Origin of the sequence: Granulicella rosea, assembly GCF_900188085.1 — a bacterium.
In the GTDB taxonomy this organism is placed as follows: domain Bacteria; phylum Acidobacteriota; class Terriglobia; order Terriglobales; family Acidobacteriaceae; genus Edaphobacter; species Edaphobacter rosea.
On record NZ_FZOU01000001.1, the window covers coordinates 414,327 to 426,981 of the forward strand.

Consider the following 12,655-nt stretch of genomic DNA (forward strand, 5'->3'; position numbering starts at 1 on the left):
ATCGTGGCGTCATCTTCTTAACAGACTCTTAAAGCAGATTCATATTTTGCGGGCTGGATGGCCACGATCTCATCCGGTTTGCGCGACACCCGCACCGTCTCGTCCGAGAGACCGTTTGCCGTTGCTGTCATTGAACACGCCCCGGAGGATTCCCCCGCATGTCCGCCTTTATCTCGCGCGTCAACACCCTTTCTTCCACACTTCGCCCCGCGACCCTGGCTCTTGCCGCGCTTGCACTCCTCACGACCGGCTGCGCCAACTTCAACGACGCCGTCACCGGCACGACATCGGCGACCCAGGCGGCCTCGCTCAGCGGCAACGTCCATGGCGGACGCCAGCCCGTCGTCGGCGCGACCGTCTCGGTCTGGGCCGCGGGTAACACGGGCTACGGCAGCGCAGCCACCAAGCTGGCGAGCACGACGACCGACAGCAACGGCAACTTCAGCTTCGCGCCCGGCAGCGGCAACTCCTACGCCTGCCCGGCCTCGAACTCCGGCACCGCCAGCCAGTTGATCTACCTCACCTCCACCGGCGGTCAGCCGACGACCGGCATCACCAACTCCGCGGCCAGCTTTCTGCTCGCGCTCGGCGACTGCAGCACCGTCCTCAGCACGCAGCCCTTCGTAAACATCAACGAGGTCACGACCATCGGCAGCATGTTCGCGCTGCAGCAGTTCTTCAGCCCCACGACGGAGGCCATCGGCACGAGCGCCACCAACCTCCAGGGCCTGAAGAACGCCTTCGCCACCGTGAACAACCTGGTGAACATAAACACCGGCACGGCCAACACCTCGCTGACCGTCACCGGCCCAGTGACCGGCTACGCCACCAACCCCAGCGTCACCATCACGCCGGAATCGAGCAAGATCAACACGCTGGCCGATACGCTGGCTGCCTGCGTGAACACCAATGGCTCGACGGCGCCGTTCAGCGGCTCCGCCACGGCTTGCGGAACGCTGTTCTCCGGCGTCAACTCCACCGCCGCGACCGATACCCTGCAGGCCGCCTACTACCTCGCGACCAACCCGACCAGCACGGTGAGCGGAACCAGCAACATCGCCTCCATCTACGCGCTCGCCACGGCGACCTCGCCCTACCAGCCCACGCTGACCGCCGCGCCGACCGACTGGACCATCGGCGTAAGCTACGGCACCAACAGCACCAGCACCGCCGGAACCTACTTCCTTTATGGACCGGAGTATCTGGCCATCGACTCGGTGGGCGACGTCTGGGTGGCAAACTACTTCAGCGGCTCGGTCGGAGCGGGCAACAGCCTCTCGGAGCTCTCGCCGACCGGCGCGCCGGTCAACCAGGTGCTGACCTCCAGCCTGATCGGTCCGTCCTCCATCGCCATCGACAAGTCGAACAACGTCTACGTGTCGAACTACGGCGTCGCCGCGACGCTGGGCACGACCGTGGCCGAATACACCGCCGGCGGCGCGACCAACACCTTTACCGTCAGCGGCGGACCGCAGTCGGTCTCCCTCGACGGCCAGGACAACCTCTTCGTCGTCTCTCCCAGCTACAAGGGAGCCGGGACGGTGCAGGAGATCCCCGCTGGATCGGCAACCGGCACGACGGCCACGACGCTCGCCACCGGGCTTGTGACCGACTTCTCCGCCGTTGGCGTCGATGGCAACTACAACCTGTGGATCTCGGGCGGCGGACCGGGTACGACCATGCCTTATAACGTCGTCTATCAGCTTCCCTACACGGCCGGAACGACGAACTATCCGACCACCGCGATCAGCACCACGGCCGGCGGCATCACCGAGCCGGAGGCGATCGCGATCGACGGCAGCAACAACCTGATCACCGCAAACTACTCGAAGTCGACCCTCTCCGCGGTCACCGGCTCAACCACCATTGTCGCCGCCACCAACTCGCCCTACACGACGACCAACCTCACCAAGCCGGAGGCTCTGGCGGTCGACGGCGCGGGCAACATCTGGGCGTCCCAGGCAGCCAGCGGCGGCGGCGCAACCTTCGAGTACTCCTCGATCGCCAATGGCGGCGGCGCACTCTCGCCGGCGGCGGGCTTCGTCCATTACACGGGCGAATCCTACGGCATCGCCATCGATGGCTCGGGCAACGTCTGGATCGGCAACTACACCGCAAAGCCTACCGCCTCGGTCCAGGGCTACATTACCGAGATCGTCGGCGCAGCGGCGCCGGTGTTGACGCCGATCGCAGCCGGTCTGCCCTCGACGCCGGGCGGTACGAACAAGCTGGGCAGCCGCCCCTAACCTGTTCCATCGCATCAATCGCCCCATGTCTCGATCCCGAGGCATGGGGTTTTCTTTTTGCGGGCGCCGCTTCGTCTCGAGCAAATCACGCGACGCCAAGCAAGAACAGACAACGGCAAGAGCCAATGCGGGGGTCCTTCGCTACGCTCAGGATGACGAGCATCTTAGGTGGGTGCTCCAGACCTAAAGGCAATTCGCTCTAAGGAACCTCTGATTAAGATAGGTCCGGGCTTTAGCCCGGACAATAAGCCCCGCGGAGTCAGTGGGGCTTTAGCCCCTGGGATATGGGTTGCGGACTTAATCTGAGCACCCCTAAGCAGCCTGCCCCGCGCTGACGCCCGACGCCCAGGCCCACTGGAAGTTGTATCCGCCGAGCCAGCCGGTCACGTCGACCACCTCCCCGATGAAGAACAGCCCCGGCACGTTGCGCGCCTGCATGGTCTTCGCGTCGAGGTCCGCGGTGTCGACGCCGCCGGCGGTGACCTCCGCCTTCACGTAGCCTTCGGTGCCGGCGGGCGTCAGCTCCCAGGCGTGCAGGCGCTGTTCGAGCGTTGCGATCGAGGCATTGGTCCAGTCTTTCGTCAGGCCGGGAGGCGTATGCACGGCGAGCCAGCGCTCGGCCATGCGCGCGGGCAGGATCGTCCGCAGGGCAAGCAGCGCGGCGTTGGCGTCGCGGCGAGCCTTCGGCGCCAGCAGTGGCGCGAAGACCCGACTGTCGGGCGCGAGGTCGAGCGTCACCGGCTGGCCGGGCCGCCAGTAGGACGAGGCCTGCAGGATGACCGGGCCGCTCAGGCCTCGATGCGTGATGAGCATCTTCTCGCGGAAGGCCTGCGGTTTCTTTTGCCTGGCTGACGCCACGACCTCCGCCGACAGGCCGGAGAGATCGCACCACGCCTCGCGGTCCTGCGCGCTGAAGACCAGCGGGACGAGCCCCGGGCGGCACTCCACGATCTTCAACCCGAATTGCTGCGCGAGGTCGTAGCCGAAGCCGGTCGCGCCCATCTTCGGGATCGACAGGCCGCCGGTTGCGACGACCACCGACGCGGCGCGAATCTCCCCGGCGTTGGTCTCGACCACGAAACCGGGGCCGGTCTTCTGCACGTTGCGGATCGAGGTCGACATCTGCAGCTTCACGCCGGCCTCGGCGCACTCCTTCAGGAGCAGGTTCAGGATGTCGTGCGCACTGCGGTCGCAGAATAACTGGCCGAGCGTCTTCTCGTGATACGGAATGCCGTGTTTTTCGACCAGCGCGATCATGTCAGCGGGGGTAAACCGCGCGAAGGCGGACTTCGCGAAGTGCGGGTTGGCCGAGAGATAGTTCTCCGGCCGCGCGTGCAGATTGGTGAAGTTGCAGCGTCCGCCGCCGGAGATGAGAATCTTTTTGCCGGGCTTGTCGGCGTGGTCGAGCACAAGAACGCGGCGTCCGCGACGGCCTGATTCCATCGCGCACATCAGCCCGGCCGCGCCCGCGCCGAGGACCACTACGTCGAACTGTTGTGCGGAAGCCACCGTATTCCATTATGGACGTGCGACCATGGAAGGATGAACAGGAATACCGAACAGAGGCCGATCCGCATCGGCGCAGCACATCCGCAGGGTCCGGCGGCCGTCGTGACCCGCCGCGCAGCCGATCGCGCACGCACCAAGTTTGCATGGGTTTACCGGACGGACATCGAACAGATGCTGCCCGCCGAGGGCGAAAACACGATCGCTCCAGGCTCGCTCGTCACCGTGCTGGACGCGCGCGGCATCCCGCTGGGCACGGCGCTTTACAGCTCTTCGTCGCAGATTACGCTGCGCATGGTCTCGGCCTCGGCCGGCGTGACACGCGAGGCCTATCTGGCCACACTGCGCGAACGCGTGGCCGGCGCGGTCGCGCTGCGCGCATCGGTCTCGCCCCTTTCCGACGCGGACAACGCGCACCGGCTGCTGTTCTCCGAGGCCGACGGCACGCCCGGCATCATCGCCGACCGGTACAACGACCTCGTCATCCTGCAGCTTCTGACGCAGGGTACCGCGCAGGACGATGTGCGCGCCGTGCTGGCCGAGGGCTTCCGCCTGCACGGTATCTCGACCATCGTCGAGCGGCCCGACCCGAAGATTCGCGAGCTCGAAGAGCTGGGCCCGTCGCCCACCGAGCCGCTGTTTTCGGATAGCACCGAGGCCAAGCTGGCGACGCAGTTCACCATCAACGGACTGACCTTCCACTACGACGCGACGAGCGGACAGAAGACCGGCGCCTTCCTGGACCAGCGTCTGAACTACGCGGCAGCGGCTCGCTACGCGCATGGCCGGGCGCTCGACATCTGCACCTACCAGGGCGGATTCGCGCTGCACATGGCGCAGGTCTGCGAGCGCGTGACGGGCGTGGACGCCAGCCGGCTGGCGCTGGCCGTTGCCGACCGGAATCTCGAGGCCAACCCGAGCCTGAAGGCCAAGGTGAACTGGATCGAGGCCGACGCCTTCGACCTGCTGCGCGAGTACGAAAAGGGCGGCCAGCTCTACGACACGATCGTGCTCGACCCGCCGGCGTTCGCGAAGAGCAAGCGTGCGATGGAGGGCGCCGTGCGCGGCTACAAGGAGATGAACCTGCGCGCGATGAAGATGCTGAAGCCGGGCGGCACGCTGGTGACCTGCTCGTGCTCGCACCACATCTCGCTGGCGGAGTTCACCGAGGTCGTCGCCTCGGCCGCGGCCGACAGCCACAAACGCGTGCAGCTACTCGAAACGCGCGGCGCGGCGCCGGATCACCCTGCCGTGCTGACGCTGCCGGAGTCCAGCTACCTGAAGTGCCTGATCGCGAGGGTCGGGTAGGTTAAGGGCACGGCTTCAGCCGTGCCACTCTCAGCCGCAATCGAACGGCGGCTGAAGCCGGATACATGGCCAGGATAAGATGGCATGGCTGAAGCCATGCCCTTAGCAAAGCCGTGACTTATGCTGTGAATAGGATGCCCATGCAGCCAAACTCCAGCTCCGAAGCCACCCGCCTGCTGCGCCGCATACGCCGCTGGATCGCCGTCTTCATCGTCGGGCTGGTGCTGAGCGGAGTCACCGCCTTCCCGCTGGTGTGGGAGACGGGCCTGCTGGTTCAGTGGTGTCCAACGTGGGCGCCGGCGGCGATGCAGTCGTGGCTCGCCCATGTTCATGAGGCGCTCGTCGTCACCGGCGAGCGCTATCCGTTCCTCGCCTACGGGACGGACTGGCTCGCCTTCGCCCACCTCGTCATCGCGCTGGTCTTCGTCGGGCCGTGGCGAGACCCGGTAAGGAATAAGTGGGTGATCCAGTTCGGCCTGCTGGCCTGCCTGGGCGTGCTGCCGCTGGCCCTGATCGCCGGGCCGCTCCGTGGGATACCGCTGTTCTGGCGGCTGGGGGATTGCTGCTTCGGGGTGTTGGGGGCTTTGCCGCTTTGGCTTACGTTGCGCTGGATCGGGCGTCTGGAAGGTATGACCGCGCAGATCGAGTATAGCCGAAAGCGATGAAAAAGCGAATATAATTGCACCATGGAGCCCGCACTCCAACCCGACTTCTTCGCCTTCCTGCACATCGACCTGAACAGTTTCTTCGCTTCGGTCGAGCAGCAGATTCACCCCGAGTACCGGGGCAAGCCGGTTGGCGTCTGCGGCACGATGGCCGACACCGGGGCGCTTATCGCCGCCAGCTACGAGGCCAAGGCGCTCGGCATCAAGACCCTCACCAAGGTAGGTGAGGCGAAACGGCTGTGCCCCGACATCATCCTCGTCGACGGCTCGCACTCGGTCTACTCCGAGTATTCGCACAAGATCGCCGAGGCGGTGGAGCGCTGCTGCCCGGTCGCGCACACGCCGTCGATCGATGAGATGGTCTGCGAGCTGATGGGGCGCGAACGCGAGCTGCCGCGTGCGCGGAAGATCGCGCTCGAGATCAAGCAGGCCATCAAGGACGATGTGGGCGAGACGCTCAACTGCTCGATCGGCATGGCGCCGAACCGCTATCTGGCCAAGATCGCCAGCGACATGCAGAAGCCGGACGGGCTGATCGGGCTGCTACCGTCGCAGTTGCCGCGGGCCATCGCACACCTCGACCTGCGCGACCTGCCGGGCGTGGGCGCGCGCACCGAAGAGCGGCTGAAGGCGAAGGGCATCACGACCATGCAGCAGTTGCTGGACCTCGACCGCAACGGCATGCATGCGCTGTGGGAGTCGGTGTGGGGCGACCGCCTGTACCACTGGCTGCGCGGGGCGGACTCGGGCGACGACGGCGCGCCGGTGGCAAGCGGCGTGCAGAAGTCGCTGGGCCACTCGCACGTGCTGGGGCCGGAGTTTCGCAACGACGAGGGCGCCTGGGCGATCGCGCACAAGTTGCTGCACAAGGCCAGCATGCGGCTGCGGATGGAGAAGTTCTACACGCCGGTCATGTCCGTGACGATCAAGTACGCGCTGAGCCGCGAACAGCAGGGCCGCGTGAAGACGAAGAAGCATTCGAGCGGCATCAACAGCACGGGCTGGGCGATGGAGGCGCGCTTTCCCGACTGCCAGGACACGCTCAGCCTGCTGGCCGTGCTGCGCAACCTGTGGAAGCAGCGGCCGCGCGGGCCGGAGTATGAGCGGCCGTTCTTCGTCGGGGTAACGCTGCGCGAACTGATCCCCGAGGCCGACCACCAGGCCTCGCTCTTCGGCGACGTGGACAACCGCGCCGCGCTCTCGGCCACGATGGACAAGCTGAACCTGAAGTTTGGCCATACGACGCTGCACTTCGCCGGCATGCTGCCCGCGCGCGAGGCCGCGCCGACGCGCATCGCGTTCACGCAGATTCCGGTGCAGTACGGCGTGGAGTATATGTAACGCGATTCAGTCGATCGACTCGTCGGCTTCGATAGGATAGAGACCATGAAAGGGTTTGCCATTCTCGCGGTGGTGATGATCGTCTTCATTCGCCTTATCGCGCGATATGGGTCGATGTCCGATGTCAGTGTTGGCCCACTAAAGCGATCGATTCGCCGTGCGAAGAAGCGGATACGGCCTCTTCTGAACTCTCGCTTCCCGAACATCAACGTTTCCAGCTTCGGAGCAATCGAGATCGACCCGCAATACCTATGTCTCTGCATCGACACAACGACCGATGCCGAGAAGGATACTCTTCAGCACGACACTGACTTGTTGGAGCAAATGCGGCAAGAGTTTGTCGATGCTGGTTATCCCGCCGACAGTGTGCCTCTGATCGCATTCAGCATTGAATCCCAGGAGACCGTCGACCGCGACTTCGGCGGTAGTTGGTGGACTGCGCGCAAGTAGCCACCACATGACAACTGTCACCGCCGAATCCTGACAAGCCGCACTGCCGCCGGCGCGCGCAAAGCCCGATGCTTTCCATAGACGAAGCAAACGAGGTCGAGCCGCCATGCACACCGCCGAGCTGCAAGCCACACCCATCGCCCCCCACGAGCAAGCCGCCGAAGCGGTCGCCACTCTGACGAGCGTCACCAAGAGCTACGGCCCGGTCCAGGCGCTCGACGGCCTGAACCTGACGCTGCGCAAGGGCGAGATCGTCGCGCTGCTGGGGCCGAACGGCGCGGGAAAATCAACCGCGGTGCGCCTGCTGCTGGGGCTCTGCGCGCCCACCACGGGCGAGGCCCGCATCTTCGGCCGCGACCCGCGCGAGGCCTTGGCGCGCGAGCGCATCGGCGCCATGCTGCAGGTCGCCGCGCTGCCCCGCACGCTGAAGGTGAAGGAGCACATCGACCTCTTCCGCAGCTACTACCCGGCGCCGCTGCCGGCCGCCGAGGTGGTGCGGATCGCGCAGCTCGAAGGCATCGAGAACCGGCTGTTCGAGGCGCTCAGCGGAGGCCAGCAGCAACGCCTGCTTTTCGGCCTCGCGCTGTGCGGCAACCCCGACCTCGTCTTTCTGGACGAGCCGACCGTGGGCATGGATATCGAGGCGCGGCGCGGGCTGTGGATCCAGATCCGGGCGCTCGCCGCGCAGGGCAAAACCGTGTTGCTGACCACGCACTACCTCGAAGAGGCCGACGCGCTCGCGCACCGGATCGTGGTCGTGAACAAAGGCCGCGTGGTCAGCGAAGGCACGCCCGCGGAGATCAAGAGCCGCGGCGCGGGACGCCTCATCCGCTGCCGCACCGCGCTGCGGCCGGAGCTGCTGCGCACCTTGTCCACCGTGACCTCCGCCGAGGTCGCCGACGGCCTGACGACGGTGATGGCCGCCAGCCCGGAGACGGCATTGCGCGAGATGTTCGCGCTCGATCGCGAGCTTCATAGTCTTGAAGTCGTCAGCCCGGGGCTGGAAGATGCGTTTCTGGCCATCACTGGTTCTTGACGTTTTCTATCCTACTTGCAAAAACGCTTGTCATCCTGAGCGGAGCGAAGGACCCTCTACAAAGCCAAATCGAGCGGACTGGATAGAAGATCGGTAACCGTCTGGACCCCCCGTATTGGCACTTCTCTTCCTCGCTAGCGCGCTCGTCCGATGACCTCGAAACAAAAGCAAGAGCGTGCCTCAGCGGCTAAAGCCGTATTGCAAATGCAGATTTAACGGCACGGCTGAAGCCGTACCCTTAAGCAAACCCCGGTATCCACGGAACAAGGCAATTTGCGATTTGTAACACCGCAAGTTACAAGGAGATCGAAATGGCAACCACCGCAGTTACATACTCGCTCCAGCCCCAAACGAAGCGGCCTCTCGCACGCACCGTCGCCATCTTCGCGAAGGAGACGAAGTATGAGTTTCTCAAGCTGCTGCGTGCGCGTTCCTTCTCGGTCTCTACCATCGGCTTCCCGGTCATGTTCTATTGCCTCTTCGGCATCGTGAACAAGCACGCCTACTCGGGCGCGGTGCATCTGGCGAAGTACGAGCTGGCCGGCTACGCCTGCTTCGGGCTGATCGGTTCGGCGCTCTTCGGCGTGGGTGTGGGCATGGCGAACGAGCGCATGCAGGGCTGGCTGGAGTTGAAGCAGGCCAGCCCCATGCCGGCGCCGGCGTATCTCTTCGCCAAGGCCGCGACGGCGATGGCCTTCGGTGTCCTTATCCTCTCGATCCTCTGCGCGCTGGGCATGCTCTTCGGCGACGTCACGCTCTCGGTCACCGAGTTTGCGCGCATGCTCCTGACCACGCTGCTCGGCTCGATTCCCTTCGCGGCCATGGGCATGCTGCTGGGGCTGACCATGCCTTCGAGCGCGGCCATCGGCATCGTGAATCTCATCTACCTGCCGCTGTCTTATGCCTCCGGCCTCTGGATTCCGCTGCGCCTGCTGCCGCACTGGGTGCAGAAGATCGCGCCGTGGTCGCCCATGTATCACCTGACGCAACTGATGCAGAACAGCTTCGGCCAGGGCTATACCGAAGCCGGTTCGATGGCCGGTCATGCCGCATGGCTCGCGGTCTTCACGCTGGTCATGCTGGGCGGCGGATGGGCCGTCTTTCAGCGGGCGGAGAAGAATGCGTAGCGGCGGCGTTACACTGGCTGCGGAGCGGGAAGACGCCATGACAAGAGCGATGAGCGGTTGCGAGCCGGCACGGAAGAAGAGCAGATTCATCCGGCATGACGGCGCCAGCTACATGTGGCTGGGGTACTCGGTCTTTTACTTCGTCGAGCCCATCATGCGGCATGACGGGCGGTTCTGGCTGCAGTGCATGGGCGTCTATGCGATCTTTCTCGCGTTGTATGTCGCCTATGTGGAGGTGGAGAACGACCGCGTACGGCTCGCTCTGCTGGCGGGCATGTTCGCGCTGGGCGTGGCGATGACGCCGGTCAATGACGGCGCCATCTCGTTCATGTTTTACACCGCGGCGATGCTGCCCTTCAGCCGGGTTCCCGTGCCGGTCGTCTTCGGTCTAATCCTGGCCGACAGCGCGGTGCTGATTGCGATGGGCGGCGTGCTGCACCATCGCTATATGTCGTTCAGCCTGAGCGCGTTCATGATGATCGTGGTGGGCGGCGGGAACATCATGCTGGCGCAGCAGCGACGCGCCGGCATGGCGCTGAACGCCGCGCAGGAAGAGAACGCCGCGCTGGCCGCGGTCGCCGAACGCGAACGCATCGCGCGCGACCTGCACGATGTGCTGGGCCATACGCTGAGCGTCATCGTGCTGAAGGCCGAGCTGGCCGGGCGCCTGATGGGCATCGACGACGCGCGCGCGAAGGCCGAGATCGACGACGTGGAACGCACGGCGCGCACCGCGCTCGCCGAGGTGCGCGAGGCCATCGGCGGCTATCGCACGCGCGGTCTTTCGGCCGAGGTGGAGCAGGCGCGGCGCACGCTCGACGCCGCCGGCGTGCGCCTGCTGTGCGAGACGCAGCCGCCCACGCTTCGTCCGAACGACGAGACCGTGCTCTCGCTCGCCGTGCGCGAGGCCGTCACCAACATCGTTCGCCACGCCCATGCGACGCGCTGCACGATGCAGTTCCAAACGACCGGGGACGGTTACAATCTGCTGCTGGTCGAAGACGACGGCAACAACATGAGCGGGCGCGAGGGCAACGGCCTGCGCGGCATGCGCGAACGGGTGCAGGCGCTTGGCGGCCGCTTCCGCGTCGAACGCGACCGCGGGACGCGGCTGGTGATCGAGCTGCCGGCGTTCCAGGTGGGTGAAGCGTTCCAGGTGGGTGAAGGTTGATGGCCGCAACCACAGCAACGAACAGGATTCGCGTGGTGCTCGCCGAGGACCAGGCCATGGTGCTGGGCGCGCTGGCCGCGCTGCTGGAGCTCGAGCGCGACATCGAGGTCGTCGCGCGCGCCGCCACCGGACGCCAGGCGCTGACCGCGGTGGCGAAGTTCACGCCCGACGTGCTGGTAACCGATATCGAGATGCCCGAGATGACGGGGCTCGAGGTCGCCACGGCGCTGAAGACCAGTCACCCCGGCGTGCGCACCGTCATCCTCACGACCTTTGCGCGCCCCGGCTATCTGCGCCGCGCCATGGACGCCGGCGCGCGCGGCTACCTGCTGAAGGATCGACCCTCCGCCGAGCTGGCCGACGCGGTCCGCCGCGTCCACAGCGGTCTGCGCGTGGTCGACCCGGGTCTTGCGACCGAGGCATGGAACGCCGAGGACGATCCCCTGACCGACCGCGAACGCCAGATCCTGCAGCGGGCGGGCGACGGCCGCACGAGCGGCGAGATCGCCTCCGAGCTGCGGCTCTCGGAGGGCACGGTGCGCAACTATCTTTCGGAGGCGATCGCAAAGCTCGGCGCCTCAAACCGCGTCGACGCCGCGCGCATCGCACGCTCGAAGGGCTGGCTGTAGTTTGTGCGGTCGTGAAGCAGCCCTTAGTGCAGGCGCGGTACTCCTATGGGCCAACGATTAGGTGCTTTCAGTTCGATGAAGTCACATTCAGGATTCGTGCACCGCAGAAGCTGGAGGTTAACTGCCCTCTTATGATCAATCTTGTTTTCATCCAGGTTAGAACTCCTACCTTCCGGGAGGGCGTACACGGTCTGTGAGTGTTCCATTTGTGAGCCGCAGTGACGACACAGGGGGTCTTTCTTTTTATCCGACATCGCGTACCTCTGCTGCCATCATACTCGCGCCAAATGGAGCGAGGAAGCGTCGACATACGGTCCTCTTTGTTGTCATTCTCCGCGGGAATCTGCCTCTCGCAGTTGCACTTACCGCCCACCAGCCGGGCCACGCCTGCCACTCCTCGCGCATCCAACGCCGCTGAGGAGTACCTGCAATGAATTCACGCCGCATCGCCGCCTATACCTCCGCCGCACTGCTCGTCGCGCTCGCCGCCGGATGCAAGAAGACCTCCGACAACAAGCTGAACTACGCCGCGGCCATCAACACCTACTATCAGGCGCACCCCGCCTGCCTGTGGTCGGACGAGAAAAAGTTCCCCGTGCAGGCCGACACATCGGACGCCGACAAGACCGCGAACTACGACGCGCTTGTCGATCAGGGTCTGCTGGTGCGCACGACCGGCGAGAAGAAGGTCTTCATTGTGGCGTCGAAGCAGGTGAACAACTACGATCTCTCGGACAAGGGACGCAGCGCGTGGACCGCCGACCCGGCGCAGCCCGGATACGGCAACTTCTGCTACGGACACCGCAAGGTCTCGACCATCGACACGGCGACGCCCGCGAGCGACCAGCCCGGCGCGACGACGCAGGTGAGCTATCACTACAGCTTCTCCGACGCGCCCGCATGGGCTGCCGCGCCCGAGACGCAGACCGCATACCCCAACATCCGCGCCAATCTCTCCGGACCGATGACCGACAACGCCACGCTCACCAATACAGCCAACGGCTGGGCCCTGACGAGCGCTCCCCACGCGTCGAACCACGGGCCTGTTTCGAATGCGGATGCCGACATCGTCCACTAGTCCTGGCTCGATGCAAAAGCTGTCATCCTGAGCGGAGCGCAGCGAAGTCGAAGGACCTGCTTCTTGTTTGGAATGGTGAAGATTTCACCGATTCAAGC

The 12,655-nt window shown here is 65.2% G+C and carries 11 protein-coding genes; 10 read left to right on the top strand and 1 reads right to left on the bottom strand.

Annotated elements, in window-relative coordinates; all coding sequences use genetic code 11:
- Window positions 1–158: 158 nt before the first annotated feature.
- Entirely contained in the window at window positions 159–2,246 is a 2,088-nt protein-coding gene (locus CHB87_RS01895) for a beta strand repeat-containing protein (RefSeq protein ID WP_089406682.1), read from the top strand.
- A gap of 312 nt (window positions 2,247–2,558) precedes the next feature.
- Here the strand turns inward: CHB87_RS01895 and CHB87_RS01900 are convergent, their stop codons facing one another.
- Window positions 2,559–3,755: a BaiN/RdsA family NAD(P)/FAD-dependent oxidoreductase gene (locus tag CHB87_RS01900; protein WP_089406683.1), complete on the bottom strand. Its 1,197-nt coding sequence runs from the start codon at window positions 3,753–3,755 to the stop codon at window positions 2,559–2,561.
- Window positions 3,756–3,788: 33 nt separating this feature from the next.
- Here CHB87_RS01900 and CHB87_RS01905 point away from each other — a divergent pair, with 33 nt between their 5' ends.
- The 9 genes from CHB87_RS01905 to CHB87_RS01945 all read left to right on the top strand — a co-directional run bounded on the left by CHB87_RS01905 (window position 3,789) and on the right by CHB87_RS01945 (window position 12,557).
- Window positions 3,789–5,060 carry a class I SAM-dependent rRNA methyltransferase gene (locus CHB87_RS01905; protein ID WP_089406684.1) on the top strand — a complete coding sequence of 424 codons (1,272 nt, stop codon included), beginning with the start codon at window positions 3,789–3,791 and terminating at the stop codon, window positions 5,058–5,060.
- Window positions 5,061–5,200: 140 nt separating this feature from the next.
- The gene (locus CHB87_RS01910) at window positions 5,201–5,725 is read left to right on the top strand and encodes a hypothetical protein (RefSeq protein WP_089406685.1); all 525 of its coding nucleotides are present in this window, start codon (window positions 5,201–5,203) and stop codon (window positions 5,723–5,725) included.
- A gap of 21 nt (window positions 5,726–5,746) precedes the next feature.
- Window positions 5,747–7,066: a DNA polymerase Y family protein gene (locus CHB87_RS01915; RefSeq protein ID WP_089406686.1), complete on the top strand. Its 1,320-nt coding sequence runs from the start codon at window positions 5,747–5,749 to the stop codon at window positions 7,064–7,066.
- Between the two features lie 45 nt (window positions 7,067–7,111).
- Window positions 7,112–7,516 carry a hypothetical protein gene (locus tag CHB87_RS01920; protein ID WP_089406687.1) on the top strand — a complete coding sequence of 135 codons (405 nt, stop codon included), beginning with the start codon at window positions 7,112–7,114 and terminating at the stop codon, window positions 7,514–7,516.
- A 106-nt stretch (window positions 7,517–7,622) separates the two neighbouring features.
- Window positions 7,623–8,552, top strand: a complete 930-nt coding sequence (locus CHB87_RS01925; RefSeq protein ID WP_089406688.1) for an ABC transporter ATP-binding protein — start codon at window positions 7,623–7,625, stop codon at window positions 8,550–8,552.
- A gap of 311 nt (window positions 8,553–8,863) precedes the next feature.
- Window positions 8,864–9,679, top strand: coding sequence for an ABC transporter permease (locus CHB87_RS01930; RefSeq protein ID WP_089406689.1), 816 nt, complete (start codon window positions 8,864–8,866; stop codon window positions 9,677–9,679).
- A 37-nt stretch (window positions 9,680–9,716) separates the two neighbouring features.
- On the top strand, window positions 9,717–10,850 hold the full coding sequence (locus tag CHB87_RS01935) for a sensor histidine kinase (RefSeq protein WP_089407480.1): 1,134 nt from the start codon (window positions 9,717–9,719) through the stop codon (window positions 10,848–10,850).
- On the top strand, window positions 10,850–11,479 hold the full coding sequence (locus CHB87_RS01940; protein WP_089406690.1) for a response regulator transcription factor: 630 nt from the start codon (window positions 10,850–10,852) through the stop codon (window positions 11,477–11,479). The genes CHB87_RS01935 and CHB87_RS01940 overlap by 1 nt, the downstream gene beginning before the upstream one ends.
- Window positions 11,480–11,909: 430 nt before the next feature.
- On the top strand, window positions 11,910–12,557 hold the full coding sequence (locus CHB87_RS01945; protein WP_089406691.1) for a hypothetical protein: 648 nt from the start codon (window positions 11,910–11,912) through the stop codon (window positions 12,555–12,557).
- Window positions 12,558–12,655: the final 98 nt, after the last annotated feature.